This window comes from Lactococcus cremoris subsp. cremoris KW2, assembly GCF_000468955.1.
Classification (GTDB): Bacteria; Bacillota; Bacilli; order Lactobacillales; family Streptococcaceae; genus Lactococcus; species Lactococcus cremoris.
Window position 1 is genome coordinate 2,347,110 of sequence record NC_022369.1, and the last position, 25,908, is coordinate 2,373,017.

Here is a 25,908-nt window from a genome sequence, read left to right on the forward strand (position 1 = left end):
AGCATTTTTTATTCACCAGTTCCTAGCAAAAGATTTACTTTTTCTTCCAATTCACCGGTGATATACTGCACCAAATCATTCACATCTTCTAATTTTGTGGCATAGTCCTCAACTAAGGGGTGATGTTTGATCCGTTTTTCAATCATTTGGGCAGCTTGTGATGTTTTTTTATAGGCCTGTATTTTGCCAATTTTTTGATATAAAACAGCTTCTTTTTGTAAAGCTTTCATTTCATCTTGTGATTTAAAAAGTTCTTGATTTGCCATCAATGCTTCTTCTGCTTGTTGAAATTCTTTAACATAATCGAGATTTTTAATTTTCTTAACAAGCAAGTCCACTAAATCATCATAGTGCATTCTCAAGCCCTCCTTAAATTTTCATTAATTACTAATTATTTCTTTCATTAAAACTCTTAGACTTTATAAGATAATTATAACATTTTTTCAATCAATCCATAGCCTGTTTTTTGATATCTGTAAAAAAAGCCTGAATAATCAGGCTTAATTTTTATTTTGACTTTATCATTCTGGGCGATGTCCCTCTGGCCACCAAAGTTTAATCAAAGCTTGTGTTCCATCATTTTCAAAACCTTTGTCAGCTAATTGCTCATAAAGTTCCTTTGCCCCTTTAGTTGCCGGAAGCTCAAGATTCATTTTATCAGCCTCAGCAAGTGCAATCCCTAAGTCCTTGATGAAATGCTTAACAAAAAATCCAGCACTATAATCTTCACGGAGTATACGAGGACCATAATTAGCTAAAGACCAGGTGGCACCTGAACCTCCTCCAACAGTATTTAAAACTTTATCCAAATCTAATCCAGCTTTTTGGGCATAAGCTAAAAGCTCTGTCATTCCAGTCATTGTTCCTGCAATACAAATTTGATTAGCCATTTTGGTATGTTGACCACTCCCAGCCACACCTTGATGAGTGATTGTTTTTCCCATTTTTTCAAACAAAGGCAGAGCTTTTTCATAAGTTTCTGAATCACCACCAACCATAATGGTCAGTGTCGCATTTTTTGCACCCAAATCTCCTCCAGAAACAGGGGCATCAAGTGCAGAGGCACCAGCTTTTTTGGCTTCTTGATAAATTTCTTGAGCCAAAGTCGGTTCAGTTGTGGTCATATCGATAAGAATTTTTCCTGAACAATCATTTTTAAAAATTCCTTCTGTACCAAAATAAACTTCGCGAACATCCTTAGGATATCCAACAATTGTAATGACAAAATCGGCTTGGGCTGCAGCCTTTTGTGGATTTTCAGCATAAACTGCCCCACGCGCTACAAGACCATCCGTTTTTGATTTTGTACGATTATAGACAATTAAATCATGCCCAGCGTCCATCAGATGACCTGCCATAGCAGCTCCCATCACGCCTGTACCAATAAATGCAATTTTTGACATAAGCTCTCCTTTTATTTATCAGACTTCTAAAATCTGTTTAATTTAGTTTTGGTAATCACGACGTTTACGGGCTTTATCACCCCGCAAACGTTTGATTTTCCGATTACGATATTCATCTAACTGATAAGTTTTCAACCATTTTTCAATAGCCACTCGTGAATTCCCTGTTTCTTCGCCAATACTTGATAAAGAGCGTAAAGGATTTTCATCAATGATTTTCTCTAGTTCTTCTCTTGTTAGTCTAGTCATAATTCTCCCTCTTAAAAGCTCAAAAGAGCAAAAAACGGCCAGCTTCCAGCCAACCGTCCACTTAATCATGGGGAAGAAGGGATTTGAACCCTCACGCGATTTCTCGCACATGCACCTGAAGCATGCGTGTCTGCCATTCCACCACTTCCCCTTCGGGTCATAACGTTGTCCTTTTACGTAAGCCGCTTAAGCGACTACTCCAAAGGCACTTCCCCTTCGGGGGACCTTATCCTTTTTGTAACTCACCTTGATGAGCCGTAAGAGATAAGCCCCACAACACTTTTCTATAATATCAGTTTCATAGAAAAAATGCAAGTTGAAAATCCGCTATGACGCCCTATCTAAGCACCTCCATGCCCTACAAACATTGCAACAATTAATATAATCAAAACCAAAGTTGTAATTGCCACATAGAGTTTATCTCCTTCTTTAGCAAAAGCCACAATTGAAGCAACCACTCGCAAAACAGGAGTCAAAATTAAGAGGAACAAACCAGTCATTAACCAAGCCAATGCTTTAAATTCAACTAAACCACTTAAAATTTCATTAAATTTATCTGGCCAAACTCCTTCAGCGTAGCCTGAATGACCACTTAAAAGAAACATCAAAATTCCAATAATAATGACTGTAGTACTCACGAATACACCAACACGAAGAATTTTCCCGATATTTCGCTCTATTTTGAGTAATTCTTCTTTTGTCAATTCTTTACTTACCATTAGAATGATACCCCCAATCCTTTAAGCAACATTTGCAATGCCATAATTAAAATAACTGGAATGAAAATCAAACGAATTGTTTTCGCTGGCAATTTAGGCATAATTTTTGAACCTAAAGCAGCACCAGCAACAATCCCGATAGCAAGAGGTCCTGCTAAACTTGGATTAACATAACCATTGAAAAAATAAACCGTTGCAGAAGCTGCCGCCGTCACCCCAATCATCAAATTTGAAGTCGCTGTTGAAGCTTTTAAAGGCATTTTCATCATTGAATCCATCGCCATAACCTTAAAGACCCCAGAACCAATTCCCAAAAGACCCGATGCCACACCAGCACCAAGCATAACAGCCGCACCGCCAGGAACTTTTTCTACTTGGTAAGGAATCTCTTTGCCAAGTTGCTTATCATAATAGCTTGAGTTTAATTTTAATTTTTCAGCTATTTTATCTGACTCAACATTTTGAACGACTTCTTCACCTTTATGCATTTTTCGCCACATATTGTAGCCTTGGAAAATCAAAAGGCAACCAAATAAGATATTCAAAATCGTAGCATCAAAAAATCCGGCTAAGATTGCACCAACTAAACCACCAATTGTGGTAAATATTTCTAAAAACATAGCCGTACGGACATTAATCATATCATCTTTCAAATAAGAAATGGCCGCACCAGAACTTGTTGCAATAACGGCAACAATACTTGCACCAATGGCGTATTTAATATCCACACCAAAAAATGTCGTAATAACAGGAGTGATAATAATTCCACCCCCAAGACCCAAAATTGAGCCAAAAACCCCTGCGACGAAACCAAGAAGTAACATCAACAGAGTAAATACTAATAAAGACATGTGTTCTCCAATCTAATATCCCTATTCTACCAAAAACTTTTTAAAGCTGCTTGTTCGTTTGATTAAGAAGCTTATCAAGAACATTTAAATCTTATTCTATTTTTTACAATACCAATTTATGATATAATTCTTATAAGATTAATGCTTCACAAGAGTTTTTGAGGCAACTTATTGGAGGTTAAAATGAATAGACAAGAACTTGAAGCGCGACTTCGTCAGGAGTTAGCCATTCCCTTTTATAATGCTAAAGTAGCCGAACGTGAATATAGTGAGGCTGAGTTTCAAGAAATGAAAGCAGAACTTAAAGCTGATATTGAACAGTATGCTCATGACTATGTCAACGAAAGTAATGCTAATGGTTAAATTTTACTGACAGAAATTCTAATAAGTCTGTCAGTGAATTAGGATTTCTAATTTTAATGATATCTAGCTTTTTATTTCTGTCAGTAAATTAATTATTGTTTTTTAAAAAAGGAAAAAATATGACCGAACAAAAACAAGCACTTTTCACCATTTTTGGAGCAACTGGTGACCTCGCTAAGAGAAAGCTCTACCCTTCACTCTTTCGTCTTTTCAAAAAAGGCGAATTGGCTGAAAATTTTGCCGTAATTGGAACAGCCCGTCGTCCTTGGACAAATGATTATTATCGTGAAGTTGTTTTAGAATCAATCAAAGATTTGATGAATTCAAAAACAGAAGCCGAAAACTTCGCAAGCCATTTTTACTATCAAAGTCATGACGTTAGTGATAGTTCACATTATGTTAATTTGAAAGACTTGGGCGAAAGTCTACGTAAACAATATAAAACAGCTGGAAATCAAGTTTTCTTTCTCGCCATGGCTCCCCAATTCTTTGGCACTATTGCCGAACACCTCAAATCAGAAAATATTTTGACAGGTGAAGGTTTTGAACGAATCGTTATCGAAAAACCATTCGGTACAAGTTACAATACTGCAAAATCACTCAATGACAGCCTCTCTAAAGTTTTTACTGAAGAACAAATCTTCCGAATTGACCACTATCTCGGTAAAGAAATGATTCAAGCTGTTTCAGCTGTACGATTTGCCAACCCTATTTTTGAGTCTATTTGGAATAATCAGCACATTGACAATGTCCAAATAACTTTTGCTGAATTTATCGGCGTTGAAGACCGCGGAGGTTATTACGAAACTTCTGGTGCTTTGAAAGATATGATTCAAAATCACGTTTTACAGGTCCTCAGTCTGATTGCGATGGAAAAACCTCAAAAATTTGACGAAGCCCATATTGTCAAAGAAAAAGTTAAGGCACTCAATGCCATGCGTCAATATTCTCCAGAGGAAGCTTTAAATAACTTTGTACGTGGTCAATATGTAGCTGGTCGCTTTGATGGCGAAGATTACTCAGGCTATCGTGAAGAAGATTCCGTTGCTCCAGATAGCCGAACTGAAACTTTCGCCGCAGGGAAGTTTGTTATTGATAACGAACGTTGGTCAGGTGTTCCTTTCTATGTTCGCTCAGGAAAACGAATGACTGAAAAAGGAACTCGCATTAATATTGTATTCAAAAAAGACCCTGATAATCTTTTTGCTGACAATTGCGATGACCAGTCTGTACAAAATATTTTAACTATTTATATTCAACCAACAGAAGGTTTTTCACTTTCTGTTAACGGAAAAGCAGCCGGTCAAGGTTTCCACTTAGAACCTTTGCGCTTGAATTTCCGTCACGACAGTGAATTCCTTGGAAATTCTCCCGAAGCATACGAAAAACTCTTTTTAGATGTTCTTAATGGAGATGGTACGAACTTCTCTCACTGGGAAGAAGCCGCTCGTGCCTGGGAACTTATTGATGTTATTCGCGAAGCTTGGGATAAAGAAACCTCTGAACTCCCAACTTATGCTGCTCGTACTATGGGACCTAAAGCTGCCTTTGATTTACTCGAAAAAGAAGGGCATGAATGGGCTTGGCAGCCTGATGTCTGGTATCAAGAACGTGGTTACTACGATAAATAATAAATATAAAAACCTATCAGTAAGCAAGATAGGTTTTTTTACGTTTTCCACAAACTTTTACACAGTTTTCCACATATTTGTGGAAAGACTTCACAATTCTGTGGAAAACTTTATGTTTTCAATAGTAAAATAGGATAAAAAAAGGATTTTACTTGTGGATTTATTTTTCCACAGGTAAAATTCCTTTTAATTTTTTTATAGACTTGTTTTCCACACAGGTTCACCGTCCCGTTTTATCAATTTGCTCCAAACTCGTCGTTCACGCCAGCGATTAACTTGAGTACTCCAAGCATCTGATTCGACCAAAGGTTTCACCAAAATACTTCTCACGCCAGCTCTGTGAGCAGCTCTGATATCTGTCATTAATTGGTCACCAACCATAATCACATTTTCAGGACGCTCATCAAGTAATCTTAAAGCTTTTTTTATCCCCCAGGCAAAAGGCTTCATTGCTCGCCAGATATAAACAACCCCAAACTTTTCCACAGCTCGAGCGACTCTTGCTTGTTTATTATTTGATACAACAACAACTTTCAAGCCATTCTCACGCATTTCTGAAAGCCAAGCCAAAAGCTCTGGAGTTCCGTCAGGATTATCCCAGGCAATTAAAGTATTGTCCAAATCCACCATTACTGCACGAACATTTAGTGCTTGTAGACGTTTCGGATCCAGTTGATAGACAGCTTCCACTAAATAATCAGGCTTATAATTATCAATTTTCATGCCCTTATTATATCAAAAACTGACAGAAATTCCTGTTTTCCTCCCTAGAATTACTGACAGCTCTATCATCAGTAAACAGAATCATCAAATTACTGACAGAAGAAAAAAGTCGCATCAAGCGACTTTTTCTTATTTAAACTTATCAAAGAATCCTTTTTTACCAGAACCAGAAACTTCAATACCACTTGCCTTGGCAAAAGCTTGAAGAGCTTCTTTTTGAGCTTGGTTCATGTTCTTAGGAGTGACAATATTAATAATGACATATTGATCACCATTACCAGAACCACGGAGTTTTGGAGCTCCTTTTCCTTTTAGACGGAAATTAGCACCAGTTTGTGTTCCCGCAGGAATTTTTAATTTCACATTACCGTGTACGGTTGGAACTTCAACTTCATCCCCTAAGGCCGCTTGAACAAAGTCCATTGGCATCTTATAGTAGATTTCCGCGCCATCGCGTTCAAATTTATCTGAAGCTTCTACTTGGAAGACAACATACAAATCACCGTAAGGACCACCATTTACACCTGCATCCCCTTGGCCTTGTAAACGCATTTTTTGACCAGTTTCAACACCAGCAGGTACAGTCACTTTAACAGTATGTGCAACTTTTTCATGACCTGAACCATGACAAGTTGTACATTTTTCTTTAATTTCCTTACCTGTTCCATGACAGACATCACAAGTTGTTTGAGTTTGCATCCGACCAAGCGGTGTATCACGAACAACATTAATTTGTCCACGACCTCCACACTTATGACACGTTTCCGGATGCGTTCCAGCTTTCGCTCCTGAGCCACCACAAGTATGACAGAGTTCTTCACGATTATACTTCACTTGCTTTTCAACGCCGAAAATAGCTTCTTCAAATTTTAAATTGATTCGATATTGTAAATCATCACCCTGACGTGGTGCATTTGGATTAACTTGCGCTCCTCCGCCACCAAAGAAACTTGAGAAGATATCCTCAAAACCACCGAAACCGCCAGAAGCTCCGCCAAAGCCTGAGAATCCAGAAGCTCCACCGAAACCGCCGCCGCCAAAGCCACCATTAGCTCCCGCTTCACCATATTGGTCATAGGCTGCTCGTTTTTGTTCATCAGAAAGCGTTTCGTAAGCTTCTTGAACCTCTTTGTACTTATCCTCAGCACCCTCTTCTTTATTTAAATCGGGGTGATATTTTTTGGACATTTTACGATAAGCTTTTTTTATTTCATCTTGACTGGCATTTTTATCAACACCCAGTCGTTCATAATATTCAGTATTATTCATTTCTAAATTACTCACTTCCTTTACTAAATCAATTTTTCAATAGCACTATTTTACCACGTTTTTCCACTTTTGGCAAAAAAATTAGCACTCTTTTTATCAGAGTGCTAATTTTATTTTAAAAATTCAATCGCAAATTGATTTGTTTCATTGTAAACTGAGGCAACCGTAGATTCAGCTAACCAGTATTTCCCTTTGATTGGGTCAGTTACATGAAACTCTTTTGTCGCTTCATTGTAGCCATCTAATATTACTGCATGAGTATTAGCCACGACCTTATAACCGTAGTATTCATCATAAGTAATATCAGGACTATCAAAATCAATTGTCACCCACATCTCAACTAAATGTTCTGATAGAACAGCTTGTTCAATTGCATCAAGACTCTGACCAGACAAATCAGCCACCTGAATATTATTATCTTGAGCGAATTTCATCAGAGCGGCTGGCCAAATTGTCGGAAATCCTCCATCAGGAATCTCATCATCAGCTGTCCACGGATTCCCAGCATAACCACTGTTAGGATCGCCTCCCCAGCCAACATAAGGTAACTCTTCAATCCAATCAGTCACTGTTTTCCCTTGTGTTTTATCCAGATAAACCAGAGCATTATAAAAAGAAACAATTTCACACCCCTGGTAAGCACCAATTGTAAGCTGATTTATATTTCCTGTTTTCATTAAAACATAATCATCTTTTCCTTGACTATCCGTTTTATAAAACGTTTTGGATGCAGGGCTTAATTGTTTGTCCTCTTGATTTTTCGGATTCAACAAATAGGTCACAAGAACTAACAAAGCCACAAGAACGAATAAAATTACGATATTTTTTTTAAAAAGTTTTTCTTTTTAATTGTCATCTAGTAGGTCATTTTTTCCCATCATGGATAAAGTTCGATGTACAGTTTCAGCTTGTGCATCAATTATATTATATTCTTTTGTTAAATCATAAGCATCATACAAAACTGACAGTTCTGTGCAACCTAATATCGTTACTTCACAGTTCATTTTAGAAGCAACATCAGATAAAATTTCATGATAAAGTTCAAAGTTGAGATTTCTATTTTCCTTGACTTCTTGATAAATCAATCGATTAACTTTTTCTTGTAACTCTTCATCTGGAATTACCGCTTCATAACCTTGTTCTTCCAAGGCCTCACGATAAACTCCCGTCAAAATCGTTCCTTCTGTTGCCAAAACAGCGACTCTCTTAGCATCCGAAAAGTGACGACCAATACTATCAACCGCAATCCGAGGCATATGTAAAATTGGAATCTCTGTCGCCTTTTGCATTTCATCAAAATAATAATGAGCAGTGTTACAAGGAACCACAAAGAACTTTGGTGAAAGTTGACTATGAATTTTTATATCATCAATCAATTTTTCTTCTGGATTTTCTAATGAAGGATTTTTAATATACTCTGTCCGGTCAGGAATCGTCGCATGGTTAACCACGATATAATTTAAATAATCCTGATCACGATGAGCTTCTGTTCGTTTATTCAAAGTATGAATAAAACTTTCGGTAGCAAGAGTACCCATTCCTCCCAAGATTGTAAAGAAGTTTTCCATCACATCCCCCTGTCCTTCTTATTCTTAATTTTTATTTGTGAAAATATGTTTTAAAGGCCCCAATATAACGATGAAAAGCATATTTCATCAAAAGGTAACGCTTAGGAGAGTTATCCTTGGAATAAAATAAAGTTGTTCCATAGTTTCCTGAGCTAACAAAACGACGAATTTCCTCTTTAAAGCTCGGATTCACATATTTAAGCAATACTTTTTTAGGAACTCCCAACCAAAGCTTAGTCCCTTTACCATAAACTGTTTCAGTAAAAGCTTCGTTGTAAATACGGTCAGCCACCAAATAACGGGTCAAATTATACCCATTTAAGGTAACATAAAATGAACTGCGCCCTTGACGTAAGTTAATTTCAAAAAGTTTATAAGAACCATCACGCGGATCATACTTCATATCGAAATTCGCAAAGCCTGTGTACTCAATTTTCTCAAGAAATTCCTGAATTTGTTGATAGACTTGTTCATTATAATCAGGCAAAATCGCAACATAGTTTCCAATTGCTTTTGGACTTGGATCTTCAAGCAAAGGATGACCTAAACACATCATTCTTACCTTATGATTTTTATCTACATAAGCATTCAAAACACGCATGTTTTCATCGCCACCAGGAATAAAGTCTTGGATAATCATTTCATCAGGATAACCGGCTTCATAACAACGATGAAGCATTAACTTCATTTCTTCATTTGATTCAATCGTGAAAGCCTTCTTTTGTCCTTCAAAATGAACGTCCAAGTAAGAAATGGAATTCCCTGGTTTTAAAATCATTGGGTAAGGGAAAGTTAAACTGTCCACTAGAGAATCTATTTCTGATTCAGGATTAACCAATACCGTTTTAGGATATGGCAAGCCATACTGCTCACAGATATTGTAAAAATCAGGTTTATTTTCTAATTGTTGATAAAGAGAGTACTCAATATAAGGCACTTCAAAAAATTCGGAAAGTTCATCACGATATTTCGAAGCAAGTAAAGCATAGCCATCCCCACAAGCCACTAAAAGATATTTTTTATGATCATCCTTATGTTTACTTGCGAAATCACGAAGAACTTGGATAAAAGTTTCCTCATGGTCAAAATTTTCATGTGTTTGCACTTCAACGATTTTCGAATACTTTGTGGGTGCCAATCCAGAAGCACTTAAAGCAAGAGAAGTAATCCCAAATTCTTCATGAAATGAACGAGCCATTCCATATACGTTGATATCAGAACCTAACAGAATAGGTTGAAATTCAATTGTTTGTGACACAAAAACCTCCCTTAAAAATTAACCACAGCAGGTTTTTCACCATTATTGATGAAGTAAACATCATACCAAGTCAAGAATGAATAAATTGTCCAGAGTTTACGACGAGCATCATTTTTATCTGCAAAGTTATCATCCAACATTTTCAAAAGTTTCTCTTGGTCGAAAAATTCTGCAACAAAGTCTTGTTCAAACAATTGACGAACAACTTTATAATACTTCTCTTCCCTTAACCAGTCTTTAATTGGCACTGGGAATCCCAATTTTTTACGATTTGACCATTCTTCTGGCAAATGACGACGAGCTGCTTGACGGAAAGCATATTTTGTATTGTGTTCATTCAAAAGGAATTTAGAAGGAATTTGTTCAGCTGTGTGCATCAATTCAATGTCTAACAATGGGACACGTAATTCAAGTGAATGTGCCATAGCCATTTTATCTGCTTTAAGCAAGATATCTCCTGGCATCCATTGGTGCATATCAAGATATTGCATTTTACGAAGTTCAGAACCTTCTGGTGCTTTTTTATAAGTTTTTCCAACAATTTCTTTGACTGTTGGAGCCGCTTGGAATTCTTCTTTCAAAAGCTCAACTGATTCAGACTCATCAAATACTTTTGCTTGCCCGATGAAGAAGTCCTCAGCTGGTGCAAGTGATTCATATAGATGCTTTTGTCCTTTGAAATGTTTATTTTCGATTCCACGCGCAATTGAGAAACGTAAAGATTTTGGTAATTTCTTCAAACCTTCTGCAAAGACACGAACGGCACGAGAATTGGTACTAAATCCATAAGACTCATAACCAGCAAAGAGCTCATCTGCTCCTTCACCACTCATTACAACACGTACATCACGAGCTGCCAATTCAGCAAGGAAAAAGAGAGGAACACAAGAAGGATTTGAATCTGGTTCATCTAAATAATATTGAATTTGTGGGAAATATTTAAAAGCTTCATCCCCATGAATTTCACGAGAAGTATTATTCAAACCAATCATATCAGTTAATTGTTTGGCTTGTTTAGATTCATTGAAAGTCCCTTGACCAAAACCAATAGAATAAGTGTGTTCAGGACGAAGCGTTGAAGCAACATAACTAGAATCCACACCACTTGATACAAAAGCACCCACTTCAACATCAGCGAACTTATGAGCATCAACAGAACCCAAAACAGTCTTATCAATCAAATCAATTGATTCTTCCAAGCTCATATCTTTTTCATCAACTTTCATATCCCAATAAGGTTTAATATCTAAAACCCCATCTTTATATGTAAAGTAATGTCCTTCTTTGATACGAAAAACATTTTTAAAGAAAGTTTCATCAAGAGCAGAATATTGGAAAGTCATATAAGGTTTCAAAGCTTCTTTATTTAATTCTTTTTTGAAGTTTGGATGTTTCAAAAAGCTTTTAATTTCAGAACCATACATGAAAGTTCCGTTCATTTGAGTATAGTAAAGAGGCTTGATCCCGAAATGATCGCGTGCACCAAACAATTCTTGTTTTTCTCTATCCCAAATCACGAAAGCAAACATTCCACGAAGTTTTTGTAGAAGCTCTACACCGTATTCTTCGTAACCGTGTAAAAGCACTTCTGTATCAGCGTGAGTAGTAAAATCATGACCTTTAGAGATAAGGTCTTCACGCAATTCACGGAAATTATAAATTTCTCCATTAAAGGTTATAAGTTTAGTTTTATCTTCATTAAAGATAGGTTGATCTCCACCCTCAAGGTCAATAATACTCAGGCGACGAAAACCAATTGCTGCTCCTTCGTCAATAAATTCACCTGAACTACTTGGACCGCGGTGAGCGATTGTATCCATCATTTCTTCTAAAGTTTTTGATTTATCATTTTGATCCATCCGGTCAATAAAGCCGACAATTCCACACATTTGTATCTATCCCCTTATCATTTTTCCTTATTATTATACCACAATAATAAAAAATGATTTGACAGAAGGAAAATTATTCCCCACTATCAAACCACTATTTTTTATTTATTAAGACTTTTTTCTAGTTTGGCATCAAGAAAGTAACACCAGACGCACTTACAGTACGTTCATGTCCCCACCAAGTTGTACCATATCCGCCTTCTTTGATAGTAATTGTACCATCTGAATTAACTGATTTTACAATAGCTACGTGGCCGTAAGGTGAGTTTGCATATCCAACAAAATCAGCTGAGAAGCTTGATGCGATAACACCAGGAGCAGCTCCTACAACATGGAGTACGCCTTGGGCAGGTCCATTAGAAGCCCATTGTCCACCATTACCAGGCATGATATTTCTGATATAAATTCCTTGTGCAGCAAAGTATTGCCATACATAGTCAGTACATCCACCACCATCATAAGGATTTCCAATTGGTGAACTATTTATACCGCTACCACCAGTTGTTGCTCCTCCAGTATTTCCAGTACTAGTGCCTGAATTTGTATTCCCACCAGCATTAGAATTACTTGAGCTTGATGAACTGTTAGAACTTGAACTTGAGTTTGATGAACTATTAGAACTGCTTGAGGCACTAGCGTTTGATGTTGTATTATCAGTGCTTGTGCTTGCTTGTGGAGCTTGGCTAGATGAAGCAGAGGCTGATGAAGTTGCTGCTTCTACAGCTTTAGCAGTTGCTGCTGTTGAAGCTGCTTGTGCTTGTGCTGCTTCTTTTTGTTGAGCTTCATAAGCCGCTTGTTTTTTAGCTGCTTCTTGAGCTGCTTTTTCTGCAGCCGCTTTTTCATCTAATAAAGCTTGTTTTTTATCTTGTGCAGTTGCAATTGTTGCTTGATAGTTCAAAGTCGCAACTTTGAGTTCAGCTTGTTGTGAAGTCAATTCTTGAGCTTGAGAATCCAAACTTTGTGAAAGAGAAACGAACTGGTTGTAGTTCTTTTTAACAGTTTCTGACTTTTGGCTAAGCTCTTTTTGCTCTTTTTCTTGTTGTTCCAACATTTGTTTGTTGGCACTAGAAACAGTAGCAATAGCTGTTACTTTTTGAATAACATCTGTCAAAGATTTTGAATTAACAACAGCATCCATATAATTTGTTGCTGAGCTGTTAACTTGAGCACTACGTGCTTGAGCTTCCAATGTCTTTGTACGTTCTTTGATACTTTCGTTCAAAGTAGCAATTTGAGCATTAAGTGCTTTAGCTTCGCTTTCGATTTTAGCGATTTGTGCTTTAGTACTTGTTTGCTTTTGTTGTAAGCTGTCAACTTTTGATTGCAAGCTATCAACTTGTGCTTGTGCTTGTGCTTTAGCAGATTGCGCGCTTGAAATTGTCGCATCTTGTTTAGCAATATCTGAGTTTGTGTCAGCGTAAACACCTGACAACGGGGCTGCAGCAGAAAGTACCACTGTAGACATTAAAATAGCTGAGATAATCTTTTTTTTCATAACTGTTCTTTTTTAATTTTTCCTCCCATTAAGTTCGGTTGAATAAACATATTATACTATTCCTACCCCACCTTAATATTTCTTTATGATTACAAAACACTTTCTAATTGTATCTTACATGACTTTTCTTTAATCTGTAAAAGATTTCTAAAGGGAATTGTAAGGCTACAGCTAAGATAATATTGAGCAAAAGTGTAGGCGCTAACTGGTAAACAACAAATTTGATAAACTGAAGTTGGGCAAATCCGAAAGCTGTCATAATGATTGCACTAAAAACTTCAAAAGCGGTCACAATAATAATTGTTGTAAAAAGCCGTGTCCAGCGATTAGTAAATATAGTTATTTGTATATTATATACAAAAAGAGCAATAAGTGGGAACAATAAGGTCGCAATTCCGTAAATACCTAAATAATAGCTATCATAGATTGCACCCAAAATCGCCGCTAAGATAATGATATAGCTTGGCCTGTGCTGAGTGACACTATACATTAGAAAAATCAAAAATAAATGACTCACTGGTACCCACGTCCCACTGCTTAACCCCGTTAAAAGATGGGTAATCTGACCGTCCAAAATCATTAACAAAAAAAGAATAATTGGACTAAAAAATTGAAATGTAAATCGACTCACTACTTAATTCCTTGTATTCTAGTTATTTTCTAAACAAATTGATGTTTATGTTTAACCTGTAAAAAGTCATCTTTTAAATTACTGACCGTCAATTTTGCTCTTAATAACAAAGACAAATCTAATATCGTAAAGATTCGTTTCGGGTTTAACATAGACCATTTTGCCAAGACCATCACTGTCTTGCTTTTCGCCAATAACAGTCCCTATCAAAAGTCCACTTGGTGTTCCACCCTCACTGCCTGAGTTAGTACCCAAACCACTGGTAAATACCGAATCACCATTTTTGAATTTCCCTTGAGAATCTATATTCTTAATAACATAGGCTTGTTGTTGAGAATCATAACTACTCAAAATACCATAAATTGGAGAACCGTCACTTTCAATTCTGACAGGAATTTTATTTTCAATTCCTTTAGATGAACTTAACAGAGCAACTTTTGCGCTACTTTTGTTTACTTGGGTAACGCGCCCGACAACACCACCATTTGCCATTACAATCATGCCATTTTTCAAGCCATCTTTGCTTCCGCTATCAATGACCAGTGTATCATTCCATGACGCTGGCTCACGAGTAATGACATTAGCTGCAACTGTCTGATAGTCAGTAAGTGTTTCTTGAAGTTTCAGAGCTTTCTTTAATTCTTTATTCTCCGACTCAAGACCACTTAATTTATTATCATCATCTTTTGATTTTGCTAGTTGAGTTTTCAGGCTTTGATTTTGCTGATAAGTATCCATCAAGTTTGAAAGCTCATTTGCTTTGTCCTGTACAAAATGGATTGGTGCAACAAGAACTCGGTCAACAAAACTCGTCCCGTCATTAATTGTTTGGGTCATTGCTGACGGATTTTTATTGGACTTAAAATTTTTGGCTGAAATAAAAATTGCTGACATCGCTGCAATAATGATAATGAGTGCAATAATAATAAGCTTACTTAAGTTAATTTTTTTCACTATTCTAGGTTCCCTTCAGTAATACGTTTCAAACCCTTCTCTTTTAGGTTCGAAAGCCATGTGATTTCACATCGCTTTTTGCCCAATGCAAAAACACCTCTTATAACATCTCTCTTCTTGAATTATATTTTTTCAATATGATCATTGTATAAGTTCTTCTTACTCGTACCTTATTTTATCAAATTTGACAGAATTTTGATAGAATGGCGTAAAAAAATCTTATGGTGAAGGTCTATTGGCTTCAATACGTTCTTTTTCGCTGTTTTTATCCCATCTTCTATTTCACATAAAGGTCAGTAAATATCCATGAAATAATTATTTTTGGTTAGTTTTTGGTTAGTTATCATAGTGACTGTATTTTTCTTATAGTATATTAAAATTTTTCAATTTATTAGCTAAATTTTCTTGCTTTTTTAGTCACGCGGTTTTAAATTTGTAAAATCATTTGTCCATTTGAATAACCCGCAGTTTCATTTTTTTATTGAAATTCCCGTTTCAACAAGTAACGAAATATATGAGCTATACTCAAAAAATGACAATATTTATATTAGTATCAAGAGTAAGAAGAAACGCTCTTTTAGCGTCTAGAAAAAAGCCCTTTTGGGCTTTTTCTTTTTAAAACTCGTAATCTTGCTTTAAATCAACTAAAAGTTCTTTTACTCTAGGAGCTAACCCTTTTTTTTGAATTTTTTCTAAGTTCTCTAAATTAAGAATTAGCGTACGCATTGTAGCTCCAAAATTTTTTGTCGCAATATCATAGGAAGCATCGTACAGAGCTCTCATTTCCTCGTCTGTTCCAGAGCCGAATTTTCTTTGATGTCTAATTGCTAACATTCTAAGTACGTATTTGTTTTGTTTTTCAGTCAGTGACATATTAATAACTCCTATTTATTTAAAATCGAGCCATTCCAATTAAGGCTAGAATTAGATAATTCTTGTTTGCGTCTGATTTCCTCTTTTTCCTTTGCTAATTCTTTTTCTAAGTTTCTATCGTCCAAGTACTCTTTACCAGTTATTGTATCTCGTTCGCTTATTTTTAAAGAACCTAAAATTCCTGCAGCTGAAGAGAAATTCCCTCCAATCGCAAGTTGGATTTTTTTAACAGGATCTAATCTATCATCAGATGTTCCGTCATCTACACCACCAAGCAATGCAAGCAAGCCACTTAAAGGACTGTTTGTTGGTTGCTCAATCAATTCTCCTGTTGTTTCATTTATAACATAAGCAACAGTGTAATCAATTCCCCCATATTCATAACTCACAACAATTGTTGAAATTTTATCATTATCATGGATAGTGGGGTCATCAAAAGCTTTATCCCACTCATTTTGACCATAATTGATAAAATTCTTAAGCATTTGATAATTTTCGTTGAATTCATGCTTTTTATCTTTAACAAACATTTTCCAAACAGCCTCAAGTGATAAACCTGTCGCTTCAGCTAACTTTTTCAAGTGTTCAAGTGTATCTTGATTTTCTTTTGAGACATTACCAGTTAAAAGGTCTTCAAGTGTAATCTCATCATCCTTTTTAGAGATTAATGAATCACTAACATCTTTGCCAGTCAGCTTTTTGTACCAACTCATATCTTGATTCTTGTTAAACGTGAAATTCCCTTTGGAATCAAATGAGCTTTGTTTTAGCGCTTTAGCTCCCTGTAACGCTTGTTGAAAATCCTGTAAACTGTGTTCAAAGAGTGAACTCGTTTGACCTTCTACTGTTTCCAAGATTTGGATTTTATCTTCCAACTCATGAATTTCTTTTTCATAATGATTAACGACACTTTCCAAGCCTTTACCTTCAAAAATAAGGTTCTCAGTCGCTGTCTTTGCAACAGCTGTACTTAAAGCTTGCATGAATATATTAATATGATTTTCAGTCAAAGCCTTTTGCTGACGCTTAACATCGAGCAAACGTTCAAATTCTTCTTTATCATAAACTGCATCTGGATAGCGTTCAAAGGCTTTAATGCTATTTTCGTAGGTCGTCAATTCCGATTGAATCGTTTCGGTCGCACTTTTAAGTTCTGACAAAATCGGTACAACAACCGCTTCAAACAAAGTTCTTGCTGCTTGATAAGCTTGACCTGACAAACCACTAAAATTAAAAGGTTCTCCAACCACTGATAGTAAGTGGTTAACCCCTTCTTGCAAATCATTGATAATCTCTTCAGCGCTTGAAACATTAGTGGTTAAAGCTGAAACAAGGCTTTCCCCATCAGCTTTTGTGTATTTTAATCCCATGGTAAAACATCCCTTTCTCTTTGAGTAGTTTCTATCTCGTCTTGAATTTGGAACGCTTCACTACGAAAATCTTGTTCCATTTGTTCTAATTGACTTCTTGAAAAGCCTAATATGGCACGTCGAACTTCTCGCCAAGACGAAGCATTCCAACCCAATGAACGCCCACTTTGCTCAATATTATAATAGAGTTCCTCTTCTTCACGATAAAGACGATTCATTTCATTTTGATAGTGTTCGATTTGACGAATATAGTTTTGTTTTTCCTGATTCAACTCTTCCAAGCGATGTTCTTTATTAGCAATTTGCCGATTTAATTCTAAACGTTTGTCAGCATTTTTATCTCTTGCCATTAGAACCCCCAACTTTGACCGTCTAACTGATCTCGACTTTCAATCAGTTTCGCTAGTCCTGTTACTTTTTTTGCCTGTCCTTGAATCGATTCAACCAATTCATTTAAATCTTTAAGCATATCATTATTCAGCGTTTTTGCTGAGCTCATACACTTCAATGTACTCCCTGAAGTTTCGACTTGTTGTCCTTGATGTGAGAAAGTTGAACCCTGTAATTTTGAAATGGCATTTTCTGCGACAGCTGTACTAGAACTAATTTTTGGCATTCTTATAATTCATCCTTATCCATTATTTACATTTATTTTACAAAAAATACAAAAAATTAGCAAATGATTAATGTGTGTTGTTAAAATAAAACATGAGATAATCTTTAAAGATAAATTTACAAAATAAAAAGCCACTAAGGTTTATCGTTTTTCTTTACCAACTCAGAATCCTGTTGCTATCTCTGTTCACATTACTTGAAAGAAAAAGAATGATGAAAAAAAGAACAACAAATTTAAGTTCTTTTTTTCATCATTCTTCTTCTTTTTTTTCCATTATTACTAGAATAAATTTTTTGATGCCTACTTTTATTTCTTTGATTTCCTGACAAAAATATATTAGCATTTGAAGTACTTATAGCATTATCTACTACTTCCATAAAGTAAGTTAGACATTCATAGGTTTGTTCCTTATATAATTTAATATCACTTATCGCTAATGTCTTACCATTATCTTCAAATGATATATTACCATGAGCAAGACTATTTCGCATATCTTTTATTGACTTTAAACTCCATCCGCAATTTTTAAAATTCGTTTCATCGTACTTCAGACCGTGAACTTTTAAAATTTCTTTAATCTCCTGCGTATCTGCATTTCCAGACAAATGAAATTTCTGGGAATCTAATTCTAAAAAATACTCTTTATCTATAGCAGATTCAATCATTTCAAATACTTGCTGTTGTATTTTATTCTCATTAAAAGTCTTTGATGAATATTTTATCCAAACTTTTCGAACTTCTTCAGTAACATTTTTGTAAGCCTTTTTTGTATTGTTGAAATTATCATAATAACCATACATTGTCAATCTAACAGTTGATTCCACAAGGTTATACAACATAATGACTAAATTTGATTTCATTGACTTGAACAGTGAATCAAACTCCTCTTTTTCTAAAATATTACAGTCAACTACTTTATATTCATCATTGCCTAAACCAATTTGTCTTAATGATAAGTATTCTAAGAAGTTATAAAATCTATCTATCTCACCCTTTAACTTTTCAAATTCTTCATTCATCACATATTTCTAACAAGGCATCTCTTACGCCTTCAATTCTCCTTAAGACTTTTTTTCTATTATTGGCTGCGTCTGTCGTGGTCCAATCTTTAAAATCATCACTTAACAGGAACTGAGAAAGACGTTCTTTTTTTATCTTGAGATCTGGTTTTTTCTTCAGTGCCAAATTTACACCAACAGCAATCGCTTCAAATCTGACATGAGGAGTTTGATCCCTATCTTCTTTTTGGAAACCTCTTTCAAAATTTTCGTTTACAAATTTCATCGTACTATTAAAATCTTGAGTAAACATTGTTTTCTTTTTGGTTGTCCACTCTTTACCTGCGGAAGAAATATATTCATCAACAAAGTTTGCAACCCTTCCTTTGAAAGAATGCCTATTATAACTATATGCAAAAAATCTTGCTATAAGCTCATAATCTTCTTTTTTACCTAACATTTGTTTTGATAGATTCGTTGTTTCTATGAAATCAGAATTTTGAGATAATTCTACTATCAATCTCATTAACTCATTATTTTCTTCTCTACCATATCTAACTTCACTCGGTTTAGCTTTTAATGAACTAGTATTTAACCTGTCAAACAATTCTCTTCTCGCGTCTTCCGGAGTTGTTTTTTTCAAAACAATAACTCTTAATGCTTTATTTTTTAATCGACGACGCTCTGAATCTGGAAGTTCAGCAAAAACTTTACCATTCAGTAGTGGTATTTTAGTTAATTTATCTAATTCAAACTCACTACTTTCATCATCATCCACACCCAAAAACTCTGCAATGGTTGAAATTCTTTGTAAGCCATCAATAATTTCCATTTTACCATCTTCATTATCAGCTAAGAATAACATTGGAATTGGATAATTTAATATTAATGACTCAATAAATCTAGACTTGAAAAATATATCCCACTGTGACTGTTCCCGTTGGTATGAGGGAGCATATATTTCGCCTTCATTGAATAGGGAATTTATATAATTTATTGGATAATCTCTCGTATCATAATCAAGTTCAATTTGAAACTGATTAATTTGCTCTTGTAGAGCTTTTTTATCTTCCTCTTCAAATATAGAAATTTGTTTATTCATTTTAATCCCTCAATATGTTTAAAAATACTTTTTCCTATTACTTCTCCAAGTTTTGGTGGAACTGCATTACCTATTTGCATTGCTATCTTTTGAGTAGAGATTTTCCCATTATTATCAACAAATTGATAATCTCTAGGAAACGTTTGAAGTATGGCACCTTCTCGAAGACTCAACGCTCTATCCTGCTCTGGATGTCCAAACCGGCCATTTCCATATCCCGGAAATTGAGTAGTTATAGTGGAAGAAGGCTTATCCCATTCAAGTCTTCCGTAAACAGAACCATAACTTAGACCACTCTTTTTTTTGTAACAATTTGGAAGTAAGGCCTCATCCCAATCTCTCCAAGTTCCACCAGGTTTTGAACTTTTTATACGTTTTAAATTAATTTCTGTTAATCTTCTAGAACGATGCAAAAAATCTTTTGGGTCAACTTCTCCCGCCTTTATTTTGGGAAGAAATCCGATAGCATCTCGAACAGTAGGAAAATTTTCCGGTGTAAGCTCATCCTGAAATTTAATTTCACCAATCTTTGAAGCTAGTAAGAGCAATCGCTTTCTATTTTGTGGAATCCCATAAGCTGGTGCAAAAGCCACCTTCCATTCAACTTCATACCCTTCTTTTTTTAATAATGATAAAAATCTTTTGAAAACCTCTTCCTTAGCCAATTGTGGAACATTTTCCATAGATACAATATCAGGTTGAACCAGTCTAACTTGCTTTCCAAAATAATCCAAGAGGTCCATTTTTTCTTTACGTGTCTCACTATTTTTATATCTATGACTATATGCAGAAAAAGGCTGACATGGAGCACAACCGATTAAGACTCTGATATCAGTATTCTCTGGATAATAGGATAATAGCTCGTCATCTTTTAATTCTTTTATATCTTTATGTATGAACTTTGAATTGTTATTCCTTTCATATGCAAATTGGCACGATTTCTCAAAATCAAAACCTGCAACCACATTTATTCCTGCCTGCTGTATTCCATAAGTCAAACCTCCAATACCACAAAACAGGTCAATAGCATTTATATTCATGTTAACTCTCCAATTTCATTATAACAAAATAATGTCCTCTTGTCGATAGAAATAATTTGATTATTCTATAATGAATTACGATACTATACATTAATTCATTACCTCCAAATTTATATTTTATAAATTCTCTTATAACTTTTTTGTTATTTTATAATTTTTCATATTTATCATCACAAATACTCCTATATACTTCTTTATTTTTGGGTTGATTTTATGGTTAATTCTTTTTTTAAAATTCAGCATTGACTATTGGAGAATAACTTGGCAGTATAGCGAACCATGATTTCATAATAGTCTTTTTTCTCAGTATTATAGCATTTCAAGATGATTTGTTAAATTAGTTTTGAAAACTAAAAAATTTACAAAATAAAAGGTTACTTATTCTTAAAATAGTAGCCCTTTATTTTGTAAATTTGGTGTCCATAAAGTGTCCAATTTAAAGCACCTTATAGCTTGTAAAAAAATGTTACATATGATAAACTGTTTATTTTGTGCGATTCTCCTTCTTACTCTTCCTAAATAAAACCATTCCATAATTCTCGAAATGTGTTGAAGTATCAGCAACTTGCAAAATAAAAAGCCACTAGATTTTTTTCAAGTGGCTTTTTATTTTATAAATTTTACACACATCTTATTGCTTGGTTAGTTTTTTGGTTAGTTTTTATTTTTCAAATCTTCAATATCCCTTATCATAGGGCTTGCTAGCCTTTTTGTCAGTTTTTTGATAGAATAGTAGTAATAAATTTTTGTAAGCGGTTTTCACATGATGAAATATTTAACTTTTATCATGTAAATCAATTTTGGGGGAAAATTTTTATGAATCATATTCCAGTTTTTGGCGAAAAGAATGAAGGAAAAGACTATCAAGCAAGATATGGCGTCTACTCAATTGTAGCAAGAGAGAACAAAGAAATTTGCCTTGTTCAAGCCCCTAACGGAGCTTACTTTCTTCCCGGAGGTGAAATTGAAGCTGGAGAAGATCAAGAAAAAGCGCTTCACCGTGAACTTATGGAAGAATTGGGAGCTACTGCTGAAATCGGAGAATTCCTAGGCCAGGCTGATGAGTATTTTTATAGTTCACATCGAAATAAATATTTTTATAATCCTGCTTATATCTATGAGACTAAAAATGTTCACTTTGATTCTAAACCACTCGAAGATTTCAATCACATCAGTTGGTTTGAGCCAGAAACAGCTATCAGCAAACTCAAACGTGGCTCCCATAAATGGGGAGTTCAAGAATGGTTGAAAAAATAAAAAATCGTCAGTAAGACGATTTTTTTATTGACTGATTATTTTTACTCCGTCAGAACCGGCGACAATCACTTTTTTCACCATATCATTAAAGAGACCATGTTCCACAACTCCGACCATTAAATCAAGTTCATCAGCAAGTTTTTGGGGATTTTCAATTTTTGCAATATGAAGGTCAATAATAAAGTGTTGCATATCTGTTATTAATTTCTCCCCTTCCTCATTTAAACGCCAAGTGGGAGCATAAGCAGCTCTTTCAAACTCTTTAAATAATTGCTCTGAGCCATAAGGAATAACTTCTACCGGAACTTTAAAAGAACCAAGATTTTCTGATAATTTACTCTCATCAACAATCCAAATATAATCTTTTGAGTAAGTGGCAACGATTTTTTCCATTAAAAGTGCCGCTCCGCCTCCTTTAATACCATTCAAGTGAGAATCAATTTCGTCCGCTCCATCAACAGTCAAGTCAACATAATCTACTTCATCAATTGAAGCTAAAGGAATTCCCAGCGCTTTTGCTTGTTCACTTGTCACACTAGAAGTTGTCACGCCTGTAATTTCTAATTGTTCTTCAGCAACTCTTCTCCCTAATTCTTCTACAAAATAGGCTGCTGTTGACCCTGTTCCTAAGCCAACAACCATTCCTGATTTAACAAATTCAGCCGCTTTTATCCCAACTTGTTTTTTTAAATTTTCCATTTTACCTCCTTAAATATTTCGATATCACGCTGACTTAATTATAGCAAAAAAGCTACTTAAAGTAGCTTTTTTATTTATTTATATTAACTAATATATTCTTCTAGGTATTGAGGATTATAAATCATAATTTTATTATCAATCACTCCAATTACTTTTTCATCCTTTAAATCATGAAGAATACGGTTAACACTATTTCGTGTAGAAATACCACAAAAACCTGCAATATCTTCATTAGTGACGGTAAAATCAATCAGAATTCCATCTTTTTTTCTTATTCCGAAATCATCAATCAAACTGTGAAGGCAAGCGCAAACCGCTCCCTTCTTACCATTGATTGTCATCTTTTGAAGAATTTCTAAATTAAGTGCTAGTCTTCGTTTATAAAAGTCATCAACAACTCTGAATAAATTCAAATCCTCACGAACCCAATTCCAAAAATCACTGCGTGAAATTTTGTAAAAACTGGCTGTTGGAGACTCAATTCGTACATTAAATAATGCTGAAATTCCATCGTTTTGTTTCTCTTCCAATAAAGAAACAAAGTCAGGCTCCGCAACATAAGCAATATTAAATTCACGACCATCTCTTAAAATATTGCTAATCTTCGCTACACCATCTTTGAGTACATAGATATATTCTGATTCAATCCCTTGATACATGATATAACTATGTTTTTTGCGTGTTACAACACTCACTTTTTTTTGTTCCAGTGTATTGATTAGATATTCAATGTTTACGTTTGCCATTTCTTTCATTTTAAAACTCATCTACTCGCTATTTTTTATTCATTTATTTCGCCATATACAGGGCTGTAGCCCCTTTATTATAACATGTTTTATGTAAATCATTTAAATCAAACTTCAGAGTTTGATTTTTGATGTTTACCGTGAATAAGATAGTATATTATCCAAACAATTACAACTGCTGGCGCACTATAAAGATATAAGTTTCGGAAACCTAGCATCCCATTTCCCAACATCGGAATAATCGCTCCAAGAACGATTGGTCCTCCACCAACCCCTAAGTCTAAAAAGCCAAAGAAGGTAGAAGTTGCGACACCAATACGGTCCTTACTTGAATCCCGAATTGCAATTGCTTGACCAAATGGTGCGACACCACCGTACCCAAGTCCGAAAGCTCCCCCAGCAATCAACAAGACAACGAATCCAATGGCTGGGCTAAAGAATCCGGCAAGTCCAACAAGAAGCATGGCAACAGCAAAGAAAATAAAGGTTGGATTAAAGATCCAGTTATCACCTTTAGTATCGAATAGACGACCAGTGAATGGACGTGATACAAAAATTAAAATTGCATACATGGTGAAGAATAATGAACCTGCAAGTGGAATCTTGAGGTCTGTAGAAAATGAACCCATTCCCGTTAAGATGGCCGAGTCAATAAATCCAGCTAAGAATGCAATAATTGAGATAGGAAGAGCTGATTTTTCAATATAACGCTCAACCCCTTTGGGTTCATGTTCTAAAGCATAGGCACGCTCTGCATCTGAAAATTCTTTGACACGAACAAAGAAAATCAAGATGAACGTAACAACTAGCAAAGCAAGAGCAATTCCAAGTAAAGAGCCAAAGCCAAGTGAAGAATAAATCATGATTGATAATGCTGGACCAACTGCAGCTGCAAGGGTAACGGATAAGGCATAATAACCAATCCCTTCACCACGACGTGAAGCTGGCACAACGTGTCCAGCAATTGTTCCTGACGCCGTTGCCCCAATCCCAAAACCAGCTCCTTGAATCACTCGAATCAAAAAGAGTAAGGGAATATTGGTTGTCAAATAATAGCCAAAGGTTAAAACAAGAAAAATAATTCCACCAATATAAAGCAAACGTTTCATTCCGATACGTGTGATATTAATCCCTGTCCAGACCCGACCAATAAGGGCCCCGATAACAAAAACGCTTGACAAGGAAAGACTTACAACTGTTGATTGATGCAGTTGTTGAAGTGCATAAGTTCCTATTGAAGAAGTTAAGACATAAAAAACAATATAAAATAAAAAACTAATAAGCGTGTTGATTACGAAAGTAGGTGTAAAAATACTTTCTTTTTCCATGATTTTTTCCATTTCTAAGTAAGAGCTTCTGCTCTTTTTTGTAAGTGAATTAAGTAAATATGTTATTTTCTAACGATGAGTGTGTTGCATTTGGCATGATTAACAATATATGCTGCAACTGACCCAACAACTACACGCTCTATATAACTAATCCCTGTTGCGCCAATAACAATCAAATCGACGTTCTCTTGTTTGGGAATCTTTGTTGCCATTGCTACTTTAGGTGAGCCATATTCCAGAAGGGTTCTAACATCAGTTAATCCTTTCTCAAGGGCTTCCTTAGCAAACTGTTGCAATAAAAGTTTTGTCCCATTTTCATGCTGTTCTTCGGCAATTGTGTCGTAAGTGTTCACAGCAAGAAATGAACGTTTTTCAATAACATTAGCAAGAATAAGTTCAGCATCATTACGTTTAGCTATTCTAACTGCTTCATCGAAAGCTTTAAGTGATTCTGCTGAACCATCCATACCAACTAAAATTCTTGAATATTTTTGTTCCATACTAGCTATCCTTATCTAATTAACCGATGGCAGAGATGTTTCTTACTTCAAAAGCAAATTTGCCATCTTCGGTTTTTACAAAACCGTGGTGATTTGAAACAAATTCGATTGCTTCATCCATGTTGACAAAGTCTTGAATGACGCTACGTACTTTTGTATCGCCGACATAGTTTGGTGTTGAATTTTCTTCGTATGAAGAGAGTCCTTTAAATTCAAATTTCATTTTGAAATTCCTTTCTTAAATAACAATATTTTTTGAGAAACAAAGGTCAGATGTTCTCAAATGTTTTTAAGTTACTCAATCATTCTAAACAAAAATGATACGAAGCGCGACAACAATTTTTGATATCAATCTTTGATACCAAGAATTGATAAC

General features: G+C 35.2%; 29 protein-coding genes and 1 tRNA gene. 3 read left to right on the top strand and 27 right to left on the bottom strand.

Annotated features, from left to right (window positions below; genetic code table 11):
• Positions 1-8: 8 nt before the first annotated feature.
• The 6 genes from KW2_RS11290 to KW2_RS11315 all read right to left on the bottom strand — a co-directional run bounded on the left by KW2_RS11290 (position 9) and on the right by KW2_RS11315 (position 3,222).
• Positions 9-356: a YlbF/YmcA family competence regulator gene (locus KW2_RS11290; RefSeq protein WP_021038002.1), complete on the bottom strand. Its 348-nt coding sequence runs from the start codon at positions 354-356 to the stop codon at positions 9-11.
• Between the two features lie 165 nt (positions 357-521).
• Positions 522-1,403: an NAD(P)-dependent oxidoreductase gene (locus tag KW2_RS11295; RefSeq protein WP_021038003.1), complete on the bottom strand. Its 882-nt coding sequence runs from the start codon at positions 1,401-1,403 to the stop codon at positions 522-524.
• 42 nt (positions 1,404-1,445) lie between these two features.
• The gene (locus KW2_RS11300) at positions 1,446-1,652 is read right to left on the bottom strand and encodes a hypothetical protein (RefSeq protein WP_003132002.1); all 207 of its coding nucleotides are present in this window, start codon (positions 1,650-1,652) and stop codon (positions 1,446-1,448) included.
• A 68-nt stretch (positions 1,653-1,720) separates the two neighbouring features.
• Positions 1,721-1,803 (bottom strand) — tRNA-Leu (locus KW2_RS11305).
• A 190-nt stretch (positions 1,804-1,993) separates the two neighbouring features.
• On the bottom strand, positions 1,994-2,371 hold the full coding sequence (locus tag KW2_RS11310) for a DUF1634 domain-containing protein (protein ID WP_011836124.1): 378 nt from the start codon (positions 2,369-2,371) through the stop codon (positions 1,994-1,996).
• Positions 2,371-3,222: a sulfite exporter TauE/SafE family protein gene (locus KW2_RS11315; RefSeq protein WP_011836125.1), complete on the bottom strand. Its 852-nt coding sequence runs from the start codon at positions 3,220-3,222 to the stop codon at positions 2,371-2,373. Before KW2_RS11315 ends, KW2_RS11310 begins: the two co-directional genes overlap by 1 nt.
• Before the next feature lie 183 nt (positions 3,223-3,405).
• On the opposite strand from KW2_RS11315, the gene KW2_RS11320 reads away from it, so the two are divergent.
• Both KW2_RS11320 and zwf read left to right on the top strand, forming a co-directional pair.
• Positions 3,406-3,585, top strand: coding sequence for a hypothetical protein (locus tag KW2_RS11320; RefSeq protein ID WP_011677262.1), 180 nt, complete (start codon positions 3,406-3,408; stop codon positions 3,583-3,585).
• Positions 3,586-3,704: 119 nt separating this feature from the next.
• Positions 3,705-5,216, top strand: coding sequence for a glucose-6-phosphate dehydrogenase (gene zwf / locus KW2_RS11325; protein WP_021038004.1), 1,512 nt, complete (start codon positions 3,705-3,707; stop codon positions 5,214-5,216).
• A 195-nt stretch (positions 5,217-5,411) separates the two neighbouring features.
• On the opposite strand, the gene KW2_RS11330 is transcribed toward zwf, so the two are convergent.
• The 16 genes from KW2_RS11330 to KW2_RS11405 all read right to left on the bottom strand — a co-directional run bounded on the left by KW2_RS11330 (position 5,412) and on the right by KW2_RS11405 (position 21,002).
• Complete coding sequence (locus tag KW2_RS11330) at positions 5,412-5,939, bottom strand: YqeG family HAD IIIA-type phosphatase (RefSeq protein WP_021038005.1); 528 nt, start codon at positions 5,937-5,939, stop codon at positions 5,412-5,414.
• Positions 5,940-6,068: 129 nt separating this feature from the next.
• On the bottom strand, positions 6,069-7,208 hold the full coding sequence (dnaJ, locus tag KW2_RS11335) for a molecular chaperone DnaJ (RefSeq protein ID WP_011836127.1): 1,140 nt from the start codon (positions 7,206-7,208) through the stop codon (positions 6,069-6,071).
• Between the two features lie 110 nt (positions 7,209-7,318).
• Positions 7,319-8,008 carry a C39 family peptidase gene (locus tag KW2_RS11340; RefSeq protein ID WP_021038006.1) on the bottom strand — a complete coding sequence of 230 codons (690 nt, stop codon included), beginning with the start codon at positions 8,006-8,008 and terminating at the stop codon, positions 7,319-7,321.
• Positions 8,009-8,053: 45 nt separating this feature from the next.
• Positions 8,054-8,776 carry an aspartate/glutamate racemase family protein gene (locus KW2_RS11345; protein WP_011677267.1) on the bottom strand — a complete coding sequence of 241 codons (723 nt, stop codon included), beginning with the start codon at positions 8,774-8,776 and terminating at the stop codon, positions 8,054-8,056.
• Between the two features lie 31 nt (positions 8,777-8,807).
• Complete coding sequence (locus KW2_RS11350) at positions 8,808-10,034, bottom strand: carboxylate--amine ligase (RefSeq protein WP_011677268.1); 1,227 nt, start codon at positions 10,032-10,034, stop codon at positions 8,808-8,810.
• 11 nt (positions 10,035-10,045) lie between these two features.
• Positions 10,046-11,923 carry an asparagine synthase (glutamine-hydrolyzing) gene (gene asnB / locus KW2_RS11355; RefSeq protein ID WP_021038007.1) on the bottom strand — a complete coding sequence of 626 codons (1,878 nt, stop codon included), beginning with the start codon at positions 11,921-11,923 and terminating at the stop codon, positions 10,046-10,048.
• 121 nt (positions 11,924-12,044) lie between these two features.
• Positions 12,045-13,418, bottom strand: coding sequence for a CHAP domain-containing protein (locus KW2_RS11360; RefSeq protein WP_021038008.1), 1,374 nt, complete (start codon positions 13,416-13,418; stop codon positions 12,045-12,047).
• Between the two features lie 103 nt (positions 13,419-13,521).
• Complete coding sequence (gene mreD / locus KW2_RS11365; RefSeq protein WP_011836131.1) at positions 13,522-14,049, bottom strand: rod shape-determining protein MreD; 528 nt, start codon at positions 14,047-14,049, stop codon at positions 13,522-13,524.
• A gap of 78 nt (positions 14,050-14,127) precedes the next feature.
• A complete protein-coding gene (gene mreC / locus KW2_RS11370; RefSeq protein WP_011677272.1) occupies positions 14,128-15,003 on the bottom strand; it encodes a rod shape-determining protein MreC in 876 nt (291 codons plus the stop codon).
• A gap of 615 nt (positions 15,004-15,618) precedes the next feature.
• Positions 15,619-15,876, bottom strand: coding sequence for a hypothetical protein (locus tag KW2_RS11375; RefSeq protein WP_021038009.1), 258 nt, complete (start codon positions 15,874-15,876; stop codon positions 15,619-15,621).
• Between the two features lie 11 nt (positions 15,877-15,887).
• Complete coding sequence (locus KW2_RS11380) at positions 15,888-17,246, bottom strand: hypothetical protein (protein WP_021038010.1); 1,359 nt, start codon at positions 17,244-17,246, stop codon at positions 15,888-15,890.
• Entirely contained in the window at positions 17,237-17,596 is a 360-nt protein-coding gene (locus tag KW2_RS11385) for a hypothetical protein (RefSeq protein ID WP_021038011.1), read from the bottom strand. The genes KW2_RS11380 and KW2_RS11385 overlap by 10 nt, the downstream gene beginning before the upstream one ends.
• Positions 17,596-17,862, bottom strand: a complete 267-nt coding sequence (locus KW2_RS11390) for a hypothetical protein (protein ID WP_021038012.1) — start codon at positions 17,860-17,862, stop codon at positions 17,596-17,598. Before KW2_RS11390 ends, KW2_RS11385 begins: the two co-directional genes overlap by 1 nt.
• A 233-nt stretch (positions 17,863-18,095) precedes the next feature.
• The gene (locus tag KW2_RS11395; RefSeq protein WP_021038013.1) at positions 18,096-18,881 is read right to left on the bottom strand and encodes an MAE_28990/MAE_18760 family HEPN-like nuclease; all 786 of its coding nucleotides are present in this window, start codon (positions 18,879-18,881) and stop codon (positions 18,096-18,098) included.
• The gene (locus KW2_RS11400) at positions 18,874-19,962 is read right to left on the bottom strand and encodes a DUF262 domain-containing protein (protein ID WP_021038014.1); all 1,089 of its coding nucleotides are present in this window, start codon (positions 19,960-19,962) and stop codon (positions 18,874-18,876) included. The genes KW2_RS11395 and KW2_RS11400 overlap by 8 nt, the downstream gene beginning before the upstream one ends.
• Complete coding sequence (locus KW2_RS11405; protein ID WP_021038015.1) at positions 19,959-21,002, bottom strand: DNA cytosine methyltransferase; 1,044 nt, start codon at positions 21,000-21,002, stop codon at positions 19,959-19,961. The genes KW2_RS11400 and KW2_RS11405 overlap by 4 nt, the downstream gene beginning before the upstream one ends.
• 816 nt (positions 21,003-21,818) lie before the next feature.
• Here KW2_RS11405 and KW2_RS11410 point away from each other — a divergent pair.
• Positions 21,819-22,259, top strand: coding sequence for an NUDIX hydrolase (locus tag KW2_RS11410; RefSeq protein WP_021038016.1), 441 nt, complete (start codon positions 21,819-21,821; stop codon positions 22,257-22,259).
• A 24-nt stretch (positions 22,260-22,283) separates the two neighbouring features.
• Here the strand turns inward: KW2_RS11410 and rpiA are convergent, their stop codons facing one another.
• The 5 genes from rpiA to KW2_RS11435 form a co-directional block, all read right to left on the bottom strand.
• Positions 22,284-22,958, bottom strand: coding sequence for a ribose-5-phosphate isomerase RpiA (gene rpiA, locus KW2_RS11415; protein WP_021038017.1), 675 nt, complete (start codon positions 22,956-22,958; stop codon positions 22,284-22,286).
• An 83-nt stretch (positions 22,959-23,041) separates the two neighbouring features.
• Positions 23,042-23,725, bottom strand: coding sequence for a Crp/Fnr family transcriptional regulator (locus tag KW2_RS11420; protein WP_011836134.1), 684 nt, complete (start codon positions 23,723-23,725; stop codon positions 23,042-23,044).
• An 86-nt stretch (positions 23,726-23,811) separates the two neighbouring features.
• Positions 23,812-25,032 carry an MFS transporter gene (locus KW2_RS11425; protein ID WP_021038018.1) on the bottom strand — a complete coding sequence of 407 codons (1,221 nt, stop codon included), beginning with the start codon at positions 25,030-25,032 and terminating at the stop codon, positions 23,812-23,814.
• 62 nt (positions 25,033-25,094) lie between these two features.
• On the bottom strand, positions 25,095-25,532 hold the full coding sequence (locus KW2_RS11430; RefSeq protein WP_021038019.1) for a universal stress protein: 438 nt from the start codon (positions 25,530-25,532) through the stop codon (positions 25,095-25,097).
• Between the two features lie 19 nt (positions 25,533-25,551).
• Positions 25,552-25,755 (bottom strand): hypothetical protein, encoded by a 204-nt coding sequence (locus tag KW2_RS11435; protein ID WP_011836136.1) that lies wholly within the window; start codon positions 25,753-25,755, stop codon positions 25,552-25,554.
• Positions 25,756-25,908 lie beyond the last annotated feature (153 nt).

Bases quoted from the DNA above. Each gene is read 5' to 3' on its own strand.
- KW2_RS11290 (WP_021038002.1), bottom strand. From the start codon at position 356: ATGCACTATGATGATTTAGTGGACTTGCTTGTTAAGAAAATTAAAAAT.
- KW2_RS11295 (WP_021038003.1), bottom strand. From the start codon at position 1,403: ATGTCAAAAATTGCATTTATTGGTACAGGCGTGATGGGAGCTGCTATG.
- KW2_RS11300 (WP_003132002.1), bottom strand. From the start codon at position 1,652: ATGACTAGACTAACAAGAGAAGAACTAGAGAAAATCATTGATGAAAAT.
- KW2_RS11310 (WP_011836124.1), bottom strand. From the start codon at position 2,371: ATGGTAAGTAAAGAATTGACAAAAGAAGAATTACTCAAAATAGAGCGA.
- KW2_RS11315 (WP_011836125.1), bottom strand. From the start codon at position 3,222: ATGTCTTTATTAGTATTTACTCTGTTGATGTTACTTCTTGGTTTCGTC.
- KW2_RS11320 (WP_011677262.1), top strand. From the start codon at position 3,406: ATGAATAGACAAGAACTTGAAGCGCGACTTCGTCAGGAGTTAGCCATT.
- zwf (WP_021038004.1), top strand. From the start codon at position 3,705: ATGACCGAACAAAAACAAGCACTTTTCACCATTTTTGGAGCAACTGGT.
- KW2_RS11330 (WP_021038005.1), bottom strand. From the start codon at position 5,939: ATGAAAATTGATAATTATAAGCCTGATTATTTAGTGGAAGCTGTCTAT.
- dnaJ (WP_011836127.1), bottom strand. From the start codon at position 7,208: ATGAATAATACTGAATATTATGAACGACTGGGTGTTGATAAAAATGCC.
- KW2_RS11345 (WP_011677267.1), bottom strand. From the start codon at position 8,776: ATGGAAAACTTCTTTACAATCTTGGGAGGAATGGGTACTCTTGCTACC.
- asnB (WP_021038007.1), bottom strand. From the start codon at position 11,923: ATGTGTGGAATTGTCGGCTTTATTGACCGGATGGATCAAAATGATAAA.
- KW2_RS11360 (WP_021038008.1), bottom strand. From the start codon at position 13,418: ATGAAAAAAAAGATTATCTCAGCTATTTTAATGTCTACAGTGGTACTT.
- KW2_RS11375 (WP_021038009.1), bottom strand. From the start codon at position 15,876: ATGTCACTGACTGAAAAACAAAACAAATACGTACTTAGAATGTTAGCA.
- KW2_RS11380 (WP_021038010.1), bottom strand. From the start codon at position 17,246: ATGGGATTAAAATACACAAAAGCTGATGGGGAAAGCCTTGTTTCAGCT.
- KW2_RS11385 (WP_021038011.1), bottom strand. From the start codon at position 17,596: ATGGCAAGAGATAAAAATGCTGACAAACGTTTAGAATTAAATCGGCAA.
- KW2_RS11390 (WP_021038012.1), bottom strand. From the start codon at position 17,862: ATGCCAAAAATTAGTTCTAGTACAGCTGTCGCAGAAAATGCCATTTCA.
- KW2_RS11395 (WP_021038013.1), bottom strand. From the start codon at position 18,881: ATGAATGAAGAATTTGAAAAGTTAAAGGGTGAGATAGATAGATTTTAT.
- KW2_RS11400 (WP_021038014.1), bottom strand. From the start codon at position 19,962: ATGAATAAACAAATTTCTATATTTGAAGAGGAAGATAAAAAAGCTCTA.
- KW2_RS11405 (WP_021038015.1), bottom strand. From the start codon at position 21,002: ATGAATATAAATGCTATTGACCTGTTTTGTGGTATTGGAGGTTTGACT.
- KW2_RS11410 (WP_021038016.1), top strand. From the start codon at position 21,819: ATGAATCATATTCCAGTTTTTGGCGAAAAGAATGAAGGAAAAGACTAT.
- rpiA (WP_021038017.1), bottom strand. From the start codon at position 22,958: ATGGAAAATTTAAAAAAACAAGTTGGGATAAAAGCGGCTGAATTTGTT.
- KW2_RS11420 (WP_011836134.1), bottom strand. From the start codon at position 23,725: ATGAGTTTTAAAATGAAAGAAATGGCAAACGTAAACATTGAATATCTA.
- KW2_RS11425 (WP_021038018.1), bottom strand. From the start codon at position 25,032: ATGGAAAAAGAAAGTATTTTTACACCTACTTTCGTAATCAACACGCTT.
- KW2_RS11430 (WP_021038019.1), bottom strand. From the start codon at position 25,532: ATGGAACAAAAATATTCAAGAATTTTAGTTGGTATGGATGGTTCAGCA.
- KW2_RS11435 (WP_011836136.1), bottom strand. From the start codon at position 25,755: ATGAAATTTGAATTTAAAGGACTCTCTTCATACGAAGAAAATTCAACA.